This is a genomic window from Alcaligenes nematophilus, assembly GCF_026344155.1.
Classification (GTDB): Bacteria; Pseudomonadota; Gammaproteobacteria; order Burkholderiales; family Burkholderiaceae_B; genus Alcaligenes; species Alcaligenes phenolicus.
Genome location: NZ_JAPKMZ010000008.1, coordinates 65,550 through 84,540 on the forward strand (window position 1 = coordinate 65,550; position 18,991 = coordinate 84,540).

At 57.5% G+C, this 18,991-nt stretch carries 19 protein-coding genes; 16 read left to right on the plus strand and 3 right to left on the minus strand.

Features of this window, described 5'->3' with window-relative positions; translation table 11 throughout:
- Positions 1–16: 16 nt before the first annotated feature.
- Together flgM and flgA are read right to left on the minus strand one after the other, a co-directional pair.
- Positions 17–307, minus strand: coding sequence for a flagellar biosynthesis anti-sigma factor FlgM (gene flgM, locus OSH04_RS18445; protein ID WP_035269036.1), 291 nt, complete (start codon positions 305–307; stop codon positions 17–19).
- Positions 308–391: 84 nt separating this feature from the next.
- The gene (flgA, locus tag OSH04_RS18450) at positions 392–1,096 is read right to left on the minus strand and encodes a flagellar basal body P-ring formation chaperone FlgA (protein WP_266109031.1); all 705 of its coding nucleotides are present in this window, start codon (positions 1,094–1,096) and stop codon (positions 392–394) included.
- A gap of 175 nt (positions 1,097–1,271) precedes the next feature.
- On the opposite strand from flgA, the gene flgB reads away from it, so the two are divergent.
- The 16 genes from flgB (at position 1,272) to OSH04_RS18530 (ending at position 18,127) form a co-directional block, all read left to right on the plus strand.
- Positions 1,272–1,688 (plus strand): flagellar basal body rod protein FlgB, encoded by a 417-nt coding sequence (gene flgB / locus OSH04_RS18455; protein WP_115634908.1) that lies wholly within the window; start codon positions 1,272–1,274, stop codon positions 1,686–1,688.
- A gap of 12 nt (positions 1,689–1,700) precedes the next feature.
- Positions 1,701–2,105, plus strand: a complete 405-nt coding sequence (flgC, locus tag OSH04_RS18460) for a flagellar basal body rod protein FlgC (protein WP_009458120.1) — start codon at positions 1,701–1,703, stop codon at positions 2,103–2,105.
- 22 nt (positions 2,106–2,127) lie between these two features.
- Positions 2,128–2,820: a flagellar hook capping FlgD N-terminal domain-containing protein gene (locus OSH04_RS18465; RefSeq protein ID WP_035269042.1), complete on the plus strand. Its 693-nt coding sequence runs from the start codon at positions 2,128–2,130 to the stop codon at positions 2,818–2,820.
- Positions 2,821–2,874: 54 nt separating this feature from the next.
- Positions 2,875–4,263, plus strand: coding sequence for a flagellar hook protein FlgE (locus tag OSH04_RS18470; protein WP_083053889.1), 1,389 nt, complete (start codon positions 2,875–2,877; stop codon positions 4,261–4,263).
- Positions 4,264–4,271: 8 nt separating this feature from the next.
- Positions 4,272–5,021, plus strand: a complete 750-nt coding sequence (flgF, locus tag OSH04_RS18475; RefSeq protein WP_009458114.1) for a flagellar basal-body rod protein FlgF — start codon at positions 4,272–4,274, stop codon at positions 5,019–5,021.
- Positions 5,022–5,065: 44 nt separating this feature from the next.
- Positions 5,066–5,851: a flagellar basal-body rod protein FlgG gene (gene flgG, locus OSH04_RS18480; RefSeq protein ID WP_035269048.1), complete on the plus strand. Its 786-nt coding sequence runs from the start codon at positions 5,066–5,068 to the stop codon at positions 5,849–5,851.
- A gap of 19 nt (positions 5,852–5,870) precedes the next feature.
- The gene (locus OSH04_RS18485) at positions 5,871–6,557 is read left to right on the plus strand and encodes a flagellar basal body L-ring protein FlgH (protein WP_009458110.1); all 687 of its coding nucleotides are present in this window, start codon (positions 5,871–5,873) and stop codon (positions 6,555–6,557) included.
- A gap of 26 nt (positions 6,558–6,583) precedes the next feature.
- Positions 6,584–7,714: a flagellar basal body P-ring protein FlgI gene (locus OSH04_RS18490; protein WP_026484556.1), complete on the plus strand. Its 1,131-nt coding sequence runs from the start codon at positions 6,584–6,586 to the stop codon at positions 7,712–7,714.
- Complete coding sequence (gene flgJ / locus OSH04_RS18495) at positions 7,714–8,679, plus strand: flagellar assembly peptidoglycan hydrolase FlgJ (RefSeq protein ID WP_266109032.1); 966 nt, start codon at positions 7,714–7,716, stop codon at positions 8,677–8,679. The genes OSH04_RS18490 and flgJ overlap by 1 nt, the downstream gene beginning before the upstream one ends.
- A 105-nt stretch (positions 8,680–8,784) precedes the next feature.
- Entirely contained in the window at positions 8,785–10,500 is a 1,716-nt protein-coding gene (gene flgK, locus OSH04_RS18500) for a flagellar hook-associated protein FlgK (protein WP_009458104.1), read from the plus strand.
- 35 nt (positions 10,501–10,535) lie between these two features.
- Entirely contained in the window at positions 10,536–11,753 is a 1,218-nt protein-coding gene (gene flgL, locus OSH04_RS18505; protein WP_266109033.1) for a flagellar hook-associated protein FlgL, read from the plus strand.
- 125 nt (positions 11,754–11,878) lie between these two features.
- Positions 11,879–13,246, plus strand: a complete 1,368-nt coding sequence (locus tag OSH04_RS18510) for a methyl-accepting chemotaxis protein (RefSeq protein WP_338150074.1) — start codon at positions 11,879–11,881, stop codon at positions 13,244–13,246.
- Complete coding sequence (locus OSH04_RS18515) at positions 13,246–13,683, plus strand: hypothetical protein (RefSeq protein WP_266109034.1); 438 nt, start codon at positions 13,246–13,248, stop codon at positions 13,681–13,683. Before OSH04_RS18510 ends, OSH04_RS18515 begins: the two co-directional genes overlap by 1 nt.
- A 21-nt stretch (positions 13,684–13,704) precedes the next feature.
- Positions 13,705–15,411, plus strand: a complete 1,707-nt coding sequence (locus OSH04_RS18520) for a methyl-accepting chemotaxis protein (protein WP_266109035.1) — start codon at positions 13,705–13,707, stop codon at positions 15,409–15,411.
- A gap of 119 nt (positions 15,412–15,530) precedes the next feature.
- Positions 15,531–17,441, plus strand: a complete 1,911-nt coding sequence (locus tag OSH04_RS18525) for a DUF294 nucleotidyltransferase-like domain-containing protein (RefSeq protein WP_137431359.1) — start codon at positions 15,531–15,533, stop codon at positions 17,439–17,441.
- A complete protein-coding gene (locus tag OSH04_RS18530; RefSeq protein WP_266109036.1) occupies positions 17,438–18,127 on the plus strand; it encodes a 3'-5' exonuclease in 690 nt (229 codons plus the stop codon). The genes OSH04_RS18525 and OSH04_RS18530 overlap by 4 nt, the downstream gene beginning before the upstream one ends.
- Here the strand turns inward: OSH04_RS18530 and fliR are convergent.
- Positions 18,124–18,909 carry a flagellar biosynthetic protein FliR gene (gene fliR / locus OSH04_RS18535; protein WP_088452383.1) on the minus strand — a complete coding sequence of 262 codons (786 nt, stop codon included), beginning with the start codon at positions 18,907–18,909 and terminating at the stop codon, positions 18,124–18,126. The genes OSH04_RS18530 and fliR overlap by 4 nt on opposite strands.
- Between the last annotated feature and the right edge of the window lie 82 nt (positions 18,910–18,991).

Consider the following 18,991-nt stretch of genomic DNA (forward strand, 5'->3'; position numbering starts at 1 on the left):
GGCCGTTTCAGGTGAGTTACTTGAGAAGATCGCGCACAGAGGCAATCAGGGAGTCGGCGATCCGACTGGTGTCAATTTTGAGCTCGCCGGCTGCAATGGCCTCGCGCAAGGCCTCGACTTTTTTCATGTCGACATCGGCACTGCTGTCTTGCAGGGAATTGAGCTGGCGGGCTGCAGCGCTGAAGTCCACTTCGTTGGTGCTGCTGCTGTTGTTGTACGCGTGGCGCGCACGAGGGGATGCCGTGCTGCGTTCTGCGGCAGACGTTTCAGCAAGGGGTGTCTTGAGGGGGGAGGGGCTGATCTTCACGTGTTTCTCCGTGCGGCCTGTTCTTTGCGTTGATCTTGTAACGGCGCTCTGGACGCAAACTTTAGCATGCTCATCCGATTTAGTTTAGAGAACGACCTGAACCGTGGATGCATCCAGTACCGTGGCGGAAATCACTTGCCCCGAACTGGCCTTGATCTGAATCTGGGTGCCTGGTGAGCCGCTTTGCAGCGCCTGGCCCTCGCCGGTCGCTACAAAACCCATACCGCGCGCAATGGTGCGCACCATCTGGCCGCGTGTTACCGACTGCGGGTCGCGCAGAGCCGAAGCCCGTATCGCATTGCCCAAAGGAATACGCTGGCTGGCGACATACCCAATGATCTGATTGGGATCAAGGACCACGCCATTGGCCAGAGCCAGCAAATCCCCCTCGCGCTCGAGCAGATCGTCCTGATGAATGGTCTCGCCCGGATTGATGCGGCGGTTGGTGACGTAATAGTGTCCCTGAATAGACAAGGTGGCGCTGATGGAGGTGCTCCAGCTTTGTGGGCTCAGGCAGCGCACGCCAACACTCATGCGCGATCGCAGGCGTTGACCGCTGGGCAGAAATATCTGGTTCTGGGTGCAGGCAGGCATGGCGTTCAGACGCGCGCTATCCAGGGTGATCGTGGCGATACCGGGATACATCTGCGCCAGCTTGAGCAGATAGTCCTGCGCCTGGTCCTGCATGGCTTGCACGCTCAGCGCCTGAACGCTCTCTTGAGCGCGCACGTTCGCTGTTGCACCCAGGGCGAACAGGCATACGCAGATCAGGAGTCTATATAAGGTCATGACTGAATTTTACGGACTCAGTCGCCAGGTCAAGAGCTGAACTGGCCGATAAATTGCGTTTTGTTCCCTGATTTGTGAAGCAGTGCCTCTGGCTACCATTCTGTTATGGCGGTGAAAAGGCGTGCGCGCGTTCACCTGGATCTCAAACTTGAACACAGAATATTGGCTTGACTCCATGATTGATCGCATCGGTGAGCACCTGAAGTTTTACCAGACGGCCCTGGCTGTGCGCCAGGAGCGCCAGGAGGTGCTGGCCTCCAATATTGCCAATGCCGACACGCCTAACTACAAGGCCAGGGATATGGACTTTACGGCCACCTTGAAGGCCGCTTTAGGGGGGCAGGGCCAGATGGCATTGCCCAATACCAGTTTGTCCTTGACCTCGACCCGTCATATTCCCGCCCAGGCAACCCGTCCACCCAGCACGGACGAGTTGCTCTATCGCGTTCCTGTACAACCTTCTCTGGACGGCAACACGGTCGAGATGGATGTGGAGCGCATGCAATTTGCCGATAACACCTTGCACTATCAAAGCACGATCAACCTGGCTTCCCAGCGCTTGAAAGGCTTGATGGCGGCCTTGCAACAGTAATAGCGAGTCTTCATGTCCAGTTTCAGTATTTTCCAGATTGCCGGTTCTGCTCTGACGGCACAATCGCAGCGCTTGAACGTGTCGGCCAGCAACCTGGCTAACGCCGATAGCGTGGTTGGACCCGATGGCCAGCCCTACAAGGCCCGCCAAGTGGTGTTTCAAATGACTCCTCAGGGCAACAGCCCCGTGGGTGGCGTGCAAGTGGTGGGTGTGCAGGAAAGTGATGCGCCCGGCCGTCTGCAATATGACCCCGGCAATCCCTACGCCGACGAACAAGGCTATGTGACTCTGCCCAATGTGGATGTGGTGGCCGAGACCGTCAATATGCTGGCTGCGTCGCGCTCCTATCAGGCCAATGTGGAAGTGGTGAACACCTCCAAGAATCTGATGTTGCGCACCTTGACCATTGGTCAGTAAGCCGGTTTACGGAAGATAGAACATGAGCACAGTCAATAATGATCGCACCGCCCTGGACCCCACTGCAGGGACCATGGCTGGTGTGGATGCCCGCAACAAAAGCGCCATGGCGGAAACGGAAGATCGCTTTCTGACCATGCTGATTACGCAGCTGCGTAATCAGGACCCGCTCAACCCCATGGATAACGCCCAGGTCACGACCCAGATGGCGCAAATGTCCACGGTGGCGGGGATTCAGCAATTGAATAACACCTTGCTGGCTGTGGCCGGGCAAATGGACGTCAGCCAGTCCATGCAGGCCGCCAATCTGATTGGCAAGCAAGTGCTGGTGCCGGGCTCGAAAGTGTCTCTGGGGACCAGCCAGGATGGCGAAAAAGTGGCCATGCCCTACGGCATTGATCTGGTCAGCGGAGCGACTTCGACCGTGGTTCAGATCAAGGACAGCAGCGGCAAAGTGGTTCGTGAATACGATCTGGGCGCCAAAGACGCGGGCGTGTACTCGCTGGAGTGGGACGGCCTGGATAACGATGGTTCACCGCTGGCCGACGGTTCGTACACCGTCAGTGTCTTGGCCAGTAATGACGGCACGGCCGTCACAGCCAGCCCATTGACGCATGGCAAGGTCGATAGCGTGGCTTACACCTCCAGCGGTTTGATGCTGGACCTTGGCCTGGCGGGTTCGTTCTCCCTGCTGGATATACGCAAAATCATGTAAGCGCCGCTTGCCCCAACAGCGGGCTGGGCCAACACGACATTAAAAGGAAAGTTCATGAGCTTCGGACAAGGATTGAGTGGCTTGAACGCCGCCTCCCAAAACCTGGATTCTATTGGTAATAACATCGCCAACTCGGGCACGGTGGGCTACAAGGCCTCGACCGTGCAGTTTGCGGACGTGTATGCCAACTCGCGCATCGGTCTGGGTGTGCAGGTATCGCGGGTCAGCCAGCGTTTCTCGGTGGGTAACGTCAGCAACTCGGGTAACCAGTTCGACATGGCGATTGACGGTGCAAACGGTTTGTTCCGCCTGGAGCAAAGTAACGGCGCTGTCCTGTTCTCGCGCAATGGCCAGTTCTATCCGGACAAGGCGGGCTATCTGGTTAATGCCCAAGGTCATTACCTGACCGGTTACGGCCCAGGTGGTAGCCAGCTGGAGCGCTTGCAAGTGCCTTCGGCCAACGTGCCTCCCAAAGCCACGACAGCCCTGGATTTCAAGCCCAACCTGCCCGGCGGTGCCGAAGCAATTCCAACGACCAAAACACAGCAAAAAGTTGATGCCAACGGTGATCTGGTATTCAAGCCCAAACTGGATGCCAACGGTAATCCTGAAATGACTCCCAAGCTGGACGCCAACGGTGATCCTGTTCTGGACGGAAGCGGTAACCCCGTCATGGAACCCGTGATGGAACCAGACATGGAAACCGTTGCGGTCAATGTGTTTGATCCCAAAGATCCCACGACTTACAGCAACGCATTCAGCTACTCCGTCTACGATTCGCTGGGTAACAGCCATGAGGTTTCCCAATACTTCGTCAAGCGCCCCGCCAATGCGGCCGGTGAGAGTGTGTGGGACGTGTATTACATGGAAGGCAGCACGCCCTTGTCGCCTGCCAGCGCGACCTTGACCTTTAATGGTTCAGGCGTGATGACCAGCCCCAATCCGGCTACCGTCAATCTGACCCTGGCCAATCCGGGCGGCAATGCGTCGCCAGCGGATGATCTGGTGTTTGATGTGCGTTACACCGGCACCACCCAGTTCGGTGGCGAGTTTGCCAAGGGCAAGCCTTACCAGGATGGTTACGCCACGGGTGAGTACGCTGGCATGAGCATCGACAAGGACGGCACCATGATTGCCTCCTACACCAACGGTGTAACGCAGCGTCTGGGTTCCCTTGTTCTGGCTGACTTCAGCAACCTGCAAGGTCTGAGCCCTGTAGGCGGTAACGCCTGGGCTGAAACCGGCGCATCGGGCCAGCCTATCCTGGGTCGTCCCGGCGAGAACGGCTTGGCCACGATCAAGGGTCAGGCGGTGGAAGATTCCAACGTGGATATGGGTCAGGAACTGGTCAATATGATTATTGCCCAGCGTACCTACCAGGCGAATGCCCAGACCATCAAGACGCAGGATCAGGTTCTGCAAACCCTGGTCAACCTGCGTTAAGAGCTGTCATGGATCGCCTGATTTACACCGCCATGAATGGCGCCCAGCGCACGCTGGAGCAACAAGACGTCATTACCAACAACCTGGCCAACGTGAACACGTCCGGTTTTCGCCAGCAGCTGGCGTATTACCGTTCCGTGCCCGTCACAAGCGATGTGGGTTCGCAAACCCGCGTAGGCACGGCCACAGTGACGCCAGGCAGCCGTTTTCAACCTGGCGCCATGGCCGAGACCGGCAATGCGCTGGATGTGGCCATTGCGGGCGAGGGCTGGTTTGCCGTTCGTGCGCTGGATGGTCAGGAAGCCTATACGCGGGCAGGCGATCTGGTGGTCAATGCCCAGAACCAGCTGGTGACACAAGGTGGCTTGCCCGTGCTCAGCGCCGATGGGCAGGTCATTGAAATCCCGGATCGCGGATCGATCACGTTCTCCAGCGACGGTCAGTTGACCGCGCTGGGTGCGGGTGACAACCCACGCGATATCCAGGTGATGGGGCAATTGAAGATGGTCAATCCCCCTTCTGCTGATTTGTTGCGGGGGCAGGATGGTTTGTTTCGCATGAGCAATGGCGCGCCGGCCCCGGCTGATCCGTCGGTCCGCATGGTTTCGGGCTTTATCGAGAAAAGCAATGTGAACCCGGCTGAAGCGATGGTGGCCATGATTGCCAATGCGCGCCGCTTTGAAACCCAGATGAAGGTCATCCAGGACGCCAGCGCACGCGAAGATCGGGCCAACTCCCTACTTTCTTTTAATGGCTAAGCCGCGCTGATTGCGCAGGCGCTAGCTGCAAGGATTACACACACATGATTCGCTCTCTGTGGATTGCCAAGACCGGTCTGGAAGCCCAGCAGACCAATATGGACGTTATCTCCAATAACTTGGCCAACGTGAATACCACCGGCTTCAAACGTACCCGCGCTATGTTTGAAGACTTGATGTACCAAACCATTCGTCAGCCTGGCGCTCAGGTGGGAGCTGCCAACCAACTGCCCACTGGCCTGCAGGTAGGGACCGGTGTGCGTACTGTGGCAACCGCGCGTATCCATACCCAAGGTGATATGAAACACACTGGCCACAACATGGATATAGCTATTCGGGGCAGCGGTTTCCTGCAAGTGGAAATGCCCGATGGCACCTTTGCCTATACGCGTGATGGTAGTTTGCAACGCGACCAGAATGGGCAGTTAACGACCGCTGGTGGTTACCCTATTCAGCCACCTATCAATATCCCGGATAACGCGTTGGAGTTGACGATTGCCCCGGATGGTACGGTGTCGGTGACTCAGCCTGGGGCTGCTGGCACTAGCGTAGAGGTGGGACAGCTGCAACTGAGCACCTTTGTTAATCCAGCTGGTTTGCAAAGCATGGGTGAGAACTTGTACATCGAAACCGATGCCTCGGGTGCCGCCAATTTCCTGCAGCCTGGCATGGACGGTGCTGGTCTGGTCATGCACAAGTACAACGAAACCTCCAACGTCAACGTGGCCGAGGAGCTGGTCAATATGATCACTGCTCAGCGTGCTTACGAAATCAACAGCAAGGCCGTTTCCACGGCTGACCAGATGCTGGCTCGCCTGACACAGCTGTAAATCTAAAGAGATCGTGACAATGTTCCAAGCTCTGATGAGCCGTCTTGCCTTGTGTGCGCTTGTAGCCCTGTCCGGTTGTGCGCTGGTGCCCCCTGAAGATGTGGTAACCGGCCCCCTGACGGCGGCCCCGCCACCGGCGGTGCCTGCCGCCGTGGTGGCTAATGGCTCCATCTACCAGCCCTCAGCTTACGGTAACTATCCGCTATTTGAAGACAGACGGCCACGTAATGTGGGCGACATTGTCACGATCATGATCCAGGAGCGGACCAACGCGGCCAAGAATGTTTCGACCAATACGGATCGGACCGGAAGCGGTGGCCTGGACTTTACCGGCGTTCCAGCCTTCCTGCCTAACGAGGTGGGCAGCAAGCAGAACTTTGAAGTCAGTGGCTCGAACAAGGCTCAGGGCAAAGGTTCCAGCCGTGCCGACAATACCTTTAGCGGCACCTTGACGACGACCGTGGTCGGCGTTTTGCCTAACGGCAATTTGCAGGTGGCCGGTGAGAAGCAGATCGCCATTAACCGTGGCAGCGAGCACATCCGCTTTTCTGGTGTGGTGGACCCACGCTCCATTACTGGCAGTAATACGGTGTCTTCCACCCAGGTGGCCGATGCCCGTATCGAGTTTCGTAGCAAAGGGGTTATGGACGAAGTCCAGACCATGGGTTGGCTACAGCGTTTTTTCCTGAATATTTCTCCGTTCTGAGCCTTTTGCTTGCTATGGCGTTTTCCATGAGTCGTACTCGTTTTTCTTCTTGTCGCCAAGTGCTGCAAGCCGCCATGTTGGCTGCGGGCCTGTTGCTGGCTCCGGTCAGCCAGGCCGAGCGTATCAAGGATCTGGCATCCATTCAGGGCGTGCGAGACAACCCGCTGATCGGCTACGGTCTGGTCGTGGGCCTGGATGGCAGCGGTGACCAGGTGCGTCAGGCTCCCTTCACTCAGCAAAGCTTGACCAATATGCTGTCCCAGTTGGGGGTGACCATTCCCCAGGGCAGCAATATGCAGCTCAAGAACGTGGCGGCTGTCATGGTGACGGCTCGTCTGCCAGCCTTTGCCCGTCCTGGTCAGGCCGTGGATGTGGTCGTGTCCTCCATGGGTAATGCCAAGAGTTTGCGTGGCGGGACCTTGTTGATGACGCCCTTGAAAGGTGCGAACGGTCAGGTCTATGCCATTGCCCAAGGCAACTTGCTGGTGGGTGGGGCAGGGGCCGAAGCAGGTGGTTCCAGCGTACAGGTCAACCAGCTCAATGGCGGCACCATTCCAGGCGGCGCAACGGTCGAGCAAAGCGTACCCACGACTTACGCTCGGGATGGCGTGATCAATCTGGAAATGAATTCCTCGGATTTCGGTACAGCCCAGAACGTGGTGGCGGCCCTGAACAAGCAGTTTGGTCCTTCGACCGCAACAGCGCTGGATGGTCGCTTGATTCAGGTGCGCGGTCCCTTGGACCCCCAGGCTCAAACCGCCTTTATTTCGCATGTTGAAAACCTGCAAGTGAATCTGCCACCGGCACGTGCCCGCGTGGTGATCAATGCTCGTACGGGTTCGGTGGTCATGAACCGCACGGTCACGATTGATGAAGCCGCCATTGCCTACGGCAATCTGTCCGTGGTCATCAGCCGTCAACCGCAGGTCAGCCAGCCGGATACTCCTTTTGGTGGTGGTCAGACCGTAGTGGCTGACAGCACCCAGATTGAAATGCGCAGTGATAGCGGCTCCCTGCAACGCGTAAAGACCAGTGCCAATCTGGCCGATGTGGTGCGCGCTTTGAACGCTTTGGGTGCCACCCCTCAAGACTTGTTGTCCATCTTGCAGAACCTGAAAAGCGCGGGCGCTTTGCGGGCCGATTTGGAGATCATCTAATGACGGTGCAGTACTTCCCACGTCCGGGCACGGGAACGCAGGTTTCGATGTTTGACCCCCAGCAGCTGGCCCAGCTGCGTCGGCAAGCCGGGCAGGACGGTCAGAATCAGGCCACCCAGCTGCAAGTGGCGCGTCAGTTCGAGTCCCTGTTCATTCAAAATATTTTGAAGCAGGCACGGGCTGCCAATCCCGAAGGCGGCCTGTTTGATACGCAGTCGGTGCGCATGGCGCAAAGTCTGGGTGATGAGCAATTGGCCATGCAGTTGGCTGACCCCGGCATTGGTTTGGCCAAAGCCTTGCAGGCCCAGATGAGCGGGCAGAACAGCGAGCCATTTGGTGTCGCGTCCCATGATCCGGAAGCGGCCCCTTCGCGTCGGGCGGATTTGCGTTCGCGCATGCCTAATGACCGTTCCATTGATGCAGCATCGATTGCCGAGCTGATCGACAAGCTCAGCAATAACAATACGGTGCAGCGTGTGTACTCGTCGATTCAGGGCGCGCCCAATCATATTCGCCAGTTTGTGGACCGCATGAACACGGCCGCCAAAGTGGCTGCCGAGGACAGTGGCGTCCCGGCCCAACTGATCTTGAGCCAGGCAGCGCTGGAGTCGGGCTGGGGCAAGCGTGAAATCATGCACGCAGATGGCTCCACCAGCCATAACCTGTTTGGTATCAAGGCTACGCCGTCCTGGAAGGGCAAAACGGTGGACGTCATGACGACGGAGTATCAGAACGGCGTGGCGCGCAAAATGACGCAGACCTTCCGTGCGTATGACTCCTATGCCGAGTCGTTTGCGGACTACGCGCGCCTGATCGGTAATAACAAACGCTATGAAAGCGTAAAACAAGCGGCTTCGCCTCAAGAAGCGGCGCAACGCATTCAGGAAGCGGGCTACGCCACCGACCCCTCCTACGCCAAAAAGCTGATCTCCATCATGGCCTACTTTGATGGCGGCAAGTCTTAATTATTGATACAGGTCTAAATATTGCACCAAGGTGGTCGTTAAAAAGCAGCATGTTCATTTTTCGCCTTGGACACTACGGGCCGGGCAGGACAGAAAGGATTTGATATGAATCTCGCCAACCTTGGTATTACCGGCTTGTTTGCCGCTCAAAAGCGCATGCAGGTGACGGGCCACAATATTAATAATATCGATACCGCTGGCTATAACCGCCAATCGGTCCTGGTTGAGACGGCTGGCTCGGTAGGAAGCGGCAATGGCTATTACGGCCGTGGCGTGCAGGTGGTTACCGTTCAGCGCTCCTACGACAACTTTCTGTATCAGCAGTTGGTGCGCTCGCAAACTACCGGTGCGGCTCTGGTTAGCTACGGTACGGAAATTGCCCAGCTGGACAATCTGTTTTCGGACCGCACGGTCGGCGTCAGCCCCGCCTTGCAAAACTTTTTCAATGGTCTGGAAGCCGTGGCATCGCAACCTGCGGATCCTTCGGCTCGCCAGGAACTGCTGGGCCGTGCAGAAAGCCTGGCTACCCAGATTCGTGACGCGACATCCTACATGAACCGCGTCAACGAGAACATCAATACCCAGGTCGGTACCACCGTTACCCAGATCAACAGCTATCTGGAACGGATTGATAACGTCAACAAACAGATCGTTGCTGCCAAAGGCACCACGCCCGGTCACGAACCCAATGATTTGCTGGACCAGCGCGAACAGCTGGTGTCCGAGCTGGGTCAGCTGATTGATGTGCGTACCGTCGAGCAGGATGGACGGATGAGCATCACCACCGCTGGCGGCCAGATGCTGCTGGGTGGCGAGAGTATTTACCCCTTGCACGCCGTGCGTTCGGCTGAAAACCCCGAGCGTATGGTGGTCGGCTTTACCTCCGCACTGAATGTGGACGGCAAGATGGTGGTGTCCGAGTTCCGCGAGGGCACCATTAAAGGCGGCACCTTGGGGGGCTTGTTGCAGTTCCGTCAGGAAAGCCTGGAACCGGCTATCAATGCGCTGGGTCGCTTGGCTGTGGGTCTGGCTCACACGGTGAACGATATTCACCGTCAAGGTGTGGACCTGAAGGGTGAGGCGGGCAAAGACATGTTCAGCGTCAGCGGCCCGAAAGTGATTGCCAATGGCAATAACCCGGTCAGCAGCGGTGTGCCTGGTGTGTCTTTCTACAAAGACCCTGTTGATCCGGCTGATCCCAGCAAGGGCTACACCCAGCCAGTCGACAAGCTGACGGGCGACAACTACCGCATCGAGCGCGTGGATGGTCGTTTCCAGCTGCGTAACTTGAGCAGCAACGACGTTACCCCCTTGAACGGTCCGGACAAGAACGGTGGCATTACCCGGGTGGATGGTCTGGAAATTGATGTCTCCGGCTTGAAGACCCAATCTCAGGATGGCGACTCCTGGTTGCTGCAGCCCACCGTCAATGCAGGCAGCAGCTTGCAGGTGGAGATCAAGCGCCCACAGGATATTGCTGCCGCTGATAAAGACACCGGCTCGGCTAACGGTGCCATCGCCCAGAAACTGGCGGACTTGCGCAATAGCAAGGTGCTGGCCGACGGCTCCTTGAGCCTGAACGATTCTTTTGGTCAGATCGTGAACCGTATTGCGGTGCAAACGCAGCAAAACGGCACGGCGGCCAAAGCCCAGTTAAAGCTGATCGAGCAAAACTATGCCGCTCAGCAAACCTTGTCCGGCGTGAACAAGGACGAGGAATACATCATGCTCCAGCGTTATCAGGAGCAGTATCAGGCCGCTGCCCGTCTGATTGACGTCAGCTCCCAGATGTTTGACACCCTTTTAGGCCTGCGTAGTTGAGTACGGCTCTTTAGTCTTGAAATTGGAACCTTGCTATGCGTATCAGTTCTTCTCTTTTCTTTCAGACGGGCCTGACTTCGATCAACAAGCAGCAGTCCGATCTGATGCGGGTTTTTCAGCAAATGGGCTCGCAAAAGCGCATGATCACCCCATCGGATGATCCGCTGGCCTCGGCCCAGACCATTAATCTGGCCCAGTCCCAGGCCATGGACAAGCGTTACGGTGAAAACCGTGAAGTGGCCATGCGTGCCCTGGGGGAGGAAGAAAACCTGCTCAATGCCGTCAACCTGCAGTTGCAAGGCGTGCAGACCCGTCTGGTGGAAGCCTCTACCGGCACCATGTCCGACGCGGATCGCAGCACCTTGGCCACGGTGGTGGAAAGTGCGCTGGATACTCTGTTTGGCTTTGCCAATACCAAGGATGGTTCGGGGCAATACCTGTTCTCCGGTGCCAAGGGCACGACACAGGCCTTCGAGCGTACGGGCAATACCTTCAGCTACACGGGCGACACCAACAGCCGCAATATTCAGGTGGAGCAAACCCGTCAAATGGATTCGGCCGATCATGGCCGCACCATTTTCGAGCGCGCCAATCCCGGCTCGACCGCCTATTTCACCCAGGCCAATGCCAATACGGGCTCGGCTGTAGTCAGTGCGCCTAATGGCAACTCCTCGCTGGCTGGTGCCGAAGCCAATTACACCATCCGCTTTACTTCGGAAACCGAGTACGACATCGAAGTGAATGGCGCGGTTGTCAGCCAAGGCGTACTGGACGAGAACGAGCGTCAACGCATTAATTTGCCCGGTGGCGTCAGCGTCCAGATCGAAGGCAAGCCTGCCGTCGGTGACAGCTTCGAGGTCAGCTCGGTAGACAGCACCAGCTCGGCAGACATGAACATGTTCAACACCTTGCAATCGGTGGTTGAGGCCCTGCGCAAGCCGGTCAGTGGCGATCCCGCTGGGCAGGCAGAGTTCCGCAACGCGATGAACTCGGCCATGCAACGTATCGGGGAAAACTTCGATAACGTGCAGACCGTGATTTCCTCGGTGGGTACGCGCATGAACGAGATTGATGCCTTGAGCGCCAACAGCGCGGCTCGTGCTTTGAACTACACCAATGAACTCTCGCGTCTGGAGGATCTGAATATTTTTCAGGCTTCCACCGATCTGGAGTTGCGTAAGGCCGCGCTGGAAATGTCGGCCATGGCGTTCCAGACGATTCAGAGCATGAGCTTGTTCAATATGAATCGCTAAGCCTGCGTTCCTTTTTTGGGTGGTTTTTCCTTAAACCGGCAGTCAAGCACCACGTGCGGGAATCTTCTATGCTTTTTAAGAATTTGAGTCTAAAGGTCGGTATGACCTTTTGTATTGCTGCTCTGATGGCATTGACAGTGGCCATGGCAGGTTGGGCGCTGTATTACTTTCATGGCCTGCTGGCCCTGGGTTCGGGCGACAAAGTCTTGCGCACCCTGCAAGAGCAGCAGAGCACGTTCAATATCGTCCTGACCGTTGTGCTGGTGCTGGCCGTGCTGCTGGGCCTGGCCGCGATCAGCTACTTCTTCCGCCGTGTGGTGCGTCCCTTGGGCGACTTTGCTGCGTACTTTGATGCAATTGCCAAAGGCGATCTGACTCAACGTATTCGCGTGCTGACCGCCAATGAAATCGGTGATCTGTTCGAGTCGCTGGGCCGCATGCAGGAATCCCTGGTCAAGACCACCACGACGGTACGTCTGGGCCTGGAAGAGATCCATGCCGGTGCGCAGGAAATTGCCCAGGGCAATACCAATATCAGCAGCCGTACCGAAGAGCAGGCTGCTTCCTTGCAGCAGACCGCTGCCAGCATGGAGCAGTTGGCCGGCACTGTTCGTCAGAACGCGGACAACGCCCAGCAAGCCAACCAGTTGGCCGCCACGGCATCGGATGTGGCTCATCGTGGTGGTAGTGCCGTCAATGAAGTGGTTGCAACCATGCAAGGCATTTCGGCCAGCTCCAACAAGATTTCCGACATTGTGGGCGTGATCGACAGCATTGCGTTCCAGACCAATATTCTGGCTTTGAACGCGGCTGTGGAAGCCGCTCGCGCAGGGGAACAGGGCAAGGGTTTTGCGGTGGTGGCCGCTGAGGTGCGAGCCCTGGCTCAGCGCAGTGCCCAGGCCGCGCGTGAAATTACCGCCTTGATCGAAGACTCGGTGCGCAAAGTGACGGAAGGTTCCTCGCAAGTGGAGCGTGCCGGCGCCACCATGCAGGAAATTGTGGATTCCGTGCGTCGCGTGACCGACATCATGGGTGAGATTACCGCTGCCACGATTGAACAGTCCTCCGGGATTGATCAGGTGAATCGCGCAGTCTCGCAAATGGATGAAACAACGCAGTACAACGCCCGTCTGGTGGAGCAGGCCGCTCTGGCATCCTCTGGCCTGAGCGAGCAGGTGACCAAGGTCAACCAGGCCATCGCGTTCTTCCGTTCGCCCGGTACGGAAGTCATTGACGTCAGCGCGCGCCGTGTGGCCAACCGTCGCAGTGTGGCCGCTGCCTCCTCTGAAACAGAACACCGGCGCAGCTCCGCCTTGAATGGCAGTGCCGCGGCCACCAAAGCCAGCCCCGCCACCAAAGGCTTGTCGGCGCCTGCCAAGGCTGCACCGGCCGCCAAGGCTACCGCTGCCCAGGACGATAGCCAGCGCCTGCTGCGCCCGGACCTGAGCAAAAGCAGCAGCGCTGCTTCGGATGATGATTGGGAGGAGTTTTAATGTCTTGCACCCGACTGAGTACCTGGGTCGGGCTGGGACGTAAGACGCTGATAGGCTTGTGCTTGCTTACCCTGGCTGCGTGTGCCACCCAGGGTTCCTCCTTCAAGGCCTCGGGGTTGAATGATCTGATCCTGGGCCAAAGTACTCGTGCCGATGCCGAGCTGTCCTTGCAAGGTCGTCCTCATCAGGTCTACCGACAGCTCGATGGCAGTGAAATGGCCGTGTGGTTCCAGGGCACAACCCTGGCAACGGATGCGGTCTATTTTCGACAGGAACTGTGGCTTCAATTTGATGCCCAGGGGCGTTTCCAGCAAGTGATCAAACGCAGTCATATTCCTTCCATGTATCGCGAGCAAGCGCGTAGTACCACGACAGGCTCGGTCACGATTGAGCACCCTGGCACGGACATGATCACCATCTTGCCGGTCAGCCACTAGAGTTTTCTTTGGATTTAGCAAATGCTGGGTATTGAAAGCAGTCTTCCGTCCGCGTCCCGCGCTTCTAAACGTCGTTCCTCAAAATCATTTCGCCCCAGTCTGAAGTCCGCTTCGGGCCTGAAGATCAGCAGCATGCTGATGATCTGCATGGGCTTGTTCATGGTCCTGATTGTGGCCGTGGGCGGCCTGGCGGCTTACTACCTGCAGCAAAGCGGCGATGCGCTGCGTACCATCAATCGTCAGGCAGATCGTTCCGTACAGATTCTGCAGCTCAATAACAATATGATGGAAGCGCGCCTTAGCTTGATGAGCGCAGCGCGCTTTTATCAGGAAGCTGGCATCGATAACGACGCCAATATGCTGCAAAGTGCAGACAATCTGGTGATTATGGCCAACCAGAAGCTGGATGAGGTACGCAAGGCCTTTGCGGATATCCGTGCCAATATGCCTACCGAACCGGAGCTGCGCCGACTGGCCATGGGTTTGGTGGCTTCCTACCAGGCGTATCTGGACGATGGCATTGAGCCTATGGTTCAGGCCCTGGAGACACGCGATTACAGCACTTTTTACTTCGTCAGCGAAGGTTTTGGTGTGCTGCGTGCGGCCACTTTCCAGTTCCGTATTGAAGAGTTGAGCAAGTTCTACAACGATCAGACGGATTTGCTGCTGGAACAAGCTCAATTGCAAACCCGCGTTGCCAATAGCGCGATTGGTTTGGGCTTGCTGATTGGCTTGGCCATTATTGTGGCGCTGCGCCTGGTGCTGGGTCGTACCGCTTTGGCTCCCCTGCGTGAAGCCGGTGTGCATTTTGACCATATTGCCAATGGCGATCTGACCAAGAAGATTACCTATCGTTCGGCCAATGAAGTCGGTGTTTTGTATGATGCCATGCGCCGCATGCAGCAAAGCTTGCAAGGCATTGTGCTGACCGTTCGCCAAGGTGTGGACGAAATTGCTTCAGGTTCCTCGCAGATTTTTGCAGGCAATACCGACTTGAGTTCCCGTACCGAACAACAAGCCGCCGCCTTGCAGGAAACGGCGGCCAGTCTGGAAGAATTGGCCAGCACGGTGCGCCAGAACGCAGACAATGCTCATCAGGCAGACCAGCTGGCTCATAACGCCGCCAAGGTTGCTCGCCAGGGTGGGGAGTCGGTCGGTGCCGTGGTCAATACCATGAACCAGATCTCTGCGCGTTCCGGCCAAGTGGCAGACATCGTTAACGTGATTGACGGTATTGCTTTCCAAACCAATATTCTGGCTTTGAACGCCGCCGTGGAAGCCGCCCGTGCCGGTGAGCAGGGCAAGGGCTTTGCGGTGGTAGCGGGCGAAGTACGCAGCCTGGCGCAGCGCAGCGCGCAAGCGGCCAAGGAAATCAAGGGCCTGATTGAAGCCTCGCAAAATGAAGTCCAGACCGGCACACAGCAAGTGGCCAGCGCGGGCGACATTATTCAGGAAGTGGTGCGCGCGGTAAATAGCGTGACCACCTTGATGAGCGAGATTTCCTCGGCCTCTCAAGAGCAAACGGCGGGTATCGAACAGATCAATACTGCCGTGGCACAAATGGATGCTGTGGTGCAGCAAAATGCCTCGCTGGTGGAAGAGGCGGCTGCAGCAGCAGGCTCTTTGCAGTCTCAATCCGAGACCCTGGCCGAGGCGGTCTCCCAATTCAAGGTCCAGGAAGGCGATGTCATCGATATGGCCGAGCGCGACTACGATCGTTTGCGTTAAGCGCTTTGAGGGGAAAAAAAGGCGCATGCCTATAGTTGAAATCCCCTAGAAAAACAGGGTCCGCGAGGGCCATGCTGCATGGCACAATAATTCTTTGCCTATAGCCAGCAGAGACGCCCATGTCCTTCGCGATTCCCGGTGAATCCGTGGCCAAGACGGCGGTGCGCCAAAAGGCGCCCGGCATCTTGGCCTGGTTGATTGCTTACCCGCCTTTCGATCAGATGCAGGCGCAGCATTGCGATTACCTGATCGAGCATAGCGAGCTACGGTTTTTTTCAGCCGGACAGGTGCTGTTGGAAGAAGGCGCACGTGTTGACCAGCTCTACCTTGTTCGCCAAGGTCAGATCTCCAGCCAGGAACACGGTGAAACTCACGAGTATGTGGAAGGGGATCTTCTGCCCGTGCGTGAACTGGTCTCGGGTCAGGCTCTGGACAGTGATTACCTGGTGCAGGAAGACTGCTTTACCTTGTGCGTGGCTGGTGAAGCCGTTGCCCATCTGCTGACCATCAGCGAGCCTTTTCGGGATTACTGCTTGCGTGGTGCCAGCAGCCTGCTGGCCTCGGTCTGGCGCAGTGCCCAGAAAAGTGCCAGCGCCGACCTGGGTGCCAGCTACACGCTGGACATGAGTCTGCAAGCCCTGACAGAACGCGGTTTGCTCAGCTGTTTGCCGGATTGTCCGGTCGAGCAGGCGGTCAAGGATATGCACGAGCGTCAGGTCAGCAGCATGGTGGTGGTCAATCCGGACCAGCATTTGTTGGGCATCTTCACCTTGCGAGACTTGCGCCGTTTGGTAGCTGGTGGTCAATACGATCCGACCCAGGCCATGTCTCAAGTCATGACACCGGACCCGGTCTGGCTGGCTCCCCAATCCTCGGCCTTTGATGCGGCTTTGCTGATGGTAGAGCATCAGATCGGCCATATCTGCCTGGTTCAAGACCATAAAGTCGTGGGCATGGTGTCCGAGCGTGATGTGTTCTCCTTGCAGCGCGTGGATCTGGTGCATTTGTCGCGTGCCTTGCGCTGTGCCCAGGACGTGTCCGTGCTGGTACGTCTGCAGTCCGATATTGGTCGGCTGGTGGATGCCATGCTGGCTCACGGTGCGCGTTCTGAACAGCTGACTGCGGTGATTACGCGTTTGAATGATCACACGGTTCAGCGCACGATTGAATTAAGCTTGCCCGGCTCCGGGCTGGATGGCATCGAGTTCTGCTGGCTGGCTTTTGGTAGTCAGGCCCGTGGCGAGCAAACCCGTCATACCGATCAGGACAACGGCATTTTGTTTGCCGCCCATTCGCCCGAACAGGCCCAAGCCCATCGCGCCTTGCTCCTGCCTTTTGCGCGTCGGGTGAACGAGGCCCTGGACCGTTGCGGGATGGCCTGGTGCACTGGCAATATCATGGCCAGCAATCCTGACCTCTGCCTGTCTGAAGCCGAATGGCTGCATCGTTTCCAGATCATGATTGAACGGCCTGCGCCCGAGCAATTGCTGGAGTCCACGATTTACTTTGACTGCCGCGCCATCTGGGGCCAGAGCAGTATGCTGCAACGCATGCAGCGCCGGGTACTGGGCATGGTGAACGATAACCCTGTGTTCCAGCGCATGCTGGCTCAAAGTACCTGTCAGACCCGTATTCCCAGCGGTAAAAAGCGCAGTCGTCTGGAAGCGCTGATGGGGCAGGGCGATGACAAGCTGGACATCAAGAAACAGGCCTTGGCACCGATGGTGGATGTGCTGCGGGTGCTGGCCCTGGCGCATGGTTGCGAACTGGCCTCGTCCATGGACAGGCTGGCCGTGCTGACTCAGCGCGGTGTCTTCACAGACGAGGAGTCGGAGGGCCTGTGCGAGGCCTACCGCTATTTGCAATTGCTGCGCTTGCAACATCACCAAACCCAGTTGCAGCAGGGGCAGGAGCCCAACAATCTGGTGCGTTTGAGTACTTTAGGTGCACTGGATGCACGTGTCTTGCGTGAAGCCTTGTCGCAAGTGCGCCGTGCCCAACGTATTCTGGCTTTCCGGTATCGCTTATGAAACTGCTTTCCTGGCTACCTTGGCGTAAATCTTCTTTTGCCGCACGCAGTCCGTCCTTGTCCTGGAGTGGGGTGGACGAACTGGCTTTGGACGAAGCGGCCTTTACGGTGCTGGATCTGGAAACCAGTGGTCTGGAGCCCAAGCGCCACCATATCGTTCAGATGGGTGCGGTCCGCCTGGAAAACGGTTCGATTGCCTTGGGCAATATCTGGTCCGGTCTGGTTCGCACTCAGGGCGAGCGCAGCCCTGATAGCTTATTGATTCATGAGATCAGCCCGCAACAACAGGAAGAAGGCGAGCCACTACCCCAGCTGATGCGGGACTTTGCCCGCTATTCCGAAAACACGGTATGGGTCGCCTGGGATGCCGACTTTGATCTGGCGTTTCTGGACCGTGCCTGGCCGAAGGCGGGCCTGGAGCAGGCCCGGCCTTTGGCTCTGGATTTGGCTGAACTGGCTGCGTGTGTATTGCCCGACTGGCGTGGTCGTCGTATGGGCCTGGACGATTGCCTGAAATATTGTGGCCTGCCGGTAAGTGACCGCCATGATGCCTTGGGAGATGCCCTGGTCAGTGCACAGTTGATGCAATTACTGATTGGGCGCGCCAAGCAAAAAGGCATCCTGACCATAGGCCAGGCTCGGCGCTTGATGCAATCGCACAAGCAGCGGCAGGCGCACGCGTTTTAAGAGCCTGCCAGCCCCAGCGCGACCCGCATCATGGCTTCGTAGCCGGAGTTGAATAGCTGGGTCAGGAAGGGCGTAGTCTGAGGAATGACCACGGTCAGCAAGGTCAGGCCGATTGTCAGCGTAATTGGGAAACCCACAGCAAAAATCGTCAATTGCTGGGCGGTACGGTTCAAGATCCCGAAAGCCAGGTTAATGGTCAGCAGCACAATAATCAGTGGCAGGGCCAGCAACATGCCTGACACCCACAATTCGCTGCTCCAATCGAGCAAGGCACCCCAGCCATTGATGTTCAGGTCCGCGCCGATGGGCAGCACATGGAAGGTGCGCACCAGCACACCCAGCAAGAGCAGGTGGCCGTTCAGGGCCAGAAAGGTCAGCACCGCAATCACGTTCAACAGCCGCGACAGCACGGCCGTATTCGCGCCGGTAGCGGGGTCAAAGAATGAGGCAAAAGACAGGCCCATTTGCAGGCCGATAAACTCGCCCGCTGTCTGTACCGCTGCAAACACGATGCGCATGGTCAAACCCAGCGCGACACCGATGAACACTTGCTGCGCGGCAATCAGCAGGGCCTCGTAAGAGGCTGTGGGCAGATCGGGTAGAGGCGGTAGCGAGGGCGCGACAATCAGGGTCAGGATAAAGCCCAGGCCTATTTTGGCCCGCTTGGGGATGGCGGATTCGCTAAAAAAGGGAACGGTAGCCAGGGTGGCCAGAATACGGATGAAGGGCCACAGAAAGGCGTTGAGCCAGGCATAGAGCTGGGCGGAGTTCAGGTCGAGCACGGCACGCCTAGGGCCTGTTCAGTGGGCAAGGCATGGCACTTTGCCCGTCACGGATTTGCGTACTCACGGAAGGCTCCTTGTC

What these genes read in the sequence shown, in the direction of transcription:
- OSH04_RS18525 (WP_137431359.1), top strand. Translation starts at nt 15,531, where the DNA reads ATGTCCTTCGCGATTCCCGGTGAATCCGTGGCCAAGACGGCGGTGCGC.
- OSH04_RS18520 (WP_266109035.1), top strand. Translation starts at nt 13,705, where the DNA reads ATGCTGGGTATTGAAAGCAGTCTTCCGTCCGCGTCCCGCGCTTCTAAA.
- flgL (WP_266109033.1), top strand. Translation starts at nt 10,536, where the DNA reads ATGCGTATCAGTTCTTCTCTTTTCTTTCAGACGGGCCTGACTTCGATC.
- flgA (WP_266109031.1), bottom strand. Translation starts at nt 1,096, where the DNA reads ATGACCTTATATAGACTCCTGATCTGCGTATGCCTGTTCGCCCTGGGT.
- flgG (WP_035269048.1), top strand. Translation starts at nt 5,066, where the DNA reads ATGATTCGCTCTCTGTGGATTGCCAAGACCGGTCTGGAAGCCCAGCAG.
- OSH04_RS18490 (WP_026484556.1), top strand. Translation starts at nt 6,584, where the DNA reads ATGAGTCGTACTCGTTTTTCTTCTTGTCGCCAAGTGCTGCAAGCCGCC.
- flgF (WP_009458114.1), top strand. Translation starts at nt 4,272, where the DNA reads ATGGATCGCCTGATTTACACCGCCATGAATGGCGCCCAGCGCACGCTG.
- OSH04_RS18465 (WP_035269042.1), top strand. Translation starts at nt 2,128, where the DNA reads ATGAGCACAGTCAATAATGATCGCACCGCCCTGGACCCCACTGCAGGG.
- flgK (WP_009458104.1), top strand. Translation starts at nt 8,785, where the DNA reads ATGAATCTCGCCAACCTTGGTATTACCGGCTTGTTTGCCGCTCAAAAG.
- flgB (WP_115634908.1), top strand. Translation starts at nt 1,272, where the DNA reads ATGATTGATCGCATCGGTGAGCACCTGAAGTTTTACCAGACGGCCCTG.
- OSH04_RS18470 (WP_083053889.1), top strand. Translation starts at nt 2,875, where the DNA reads ATGAGCTTCGGACAAGGATTGAGTGGCTTGAACGCCGCCTCCCAAAAC.
- OSH04_RS18515 (WP_266109034.1), top strand. Translation starts at nt 13,246, where the DNA reads ATGTCTTGCACCCGACTGAGTACCTGGGTCGGGCTGGGACGTAAGACG.
- OSH04_RS18485 (WP_009458110.1), top strand. Translation starts at nt 5,871, where the DNA reads ATGTTCCAAGCTCTGATGAGCCGTCTTGCCTTGTGTGCGCTTGTAGCC.
- OSH04_RS18510 (WP_338150074.1), top strand. Translation starts at nt 11,879, where the DNA reads ATGGCATTGACAGTGGCCATGGCAGGTTGGGCGCTGTATTACTTTCAT.
- flgC (WP_009458120.1), top strand. Translation starts at nt 1,701, where the DNA reads ATGTCCAGTTTCAGTATTTTCCAGATTGCCGGTTCTGCTCTGACGGCA.
- flgJ (WP_266109032.1), top strand. Translation starts at nt 7,714, where the DNA reads ATGACGGTGCAGTACTTCCCACGTCCGGGCACGGGAACGCAGGTTTCG.
- OSH04_RS18530 (WP_266109036.1), top strand. Translation starts at nt 17,438, where the DNA reads ATGAAACTGCTTTCCTGGCTACCTTGGCGTAAATCTTCTTTTGCCGCA.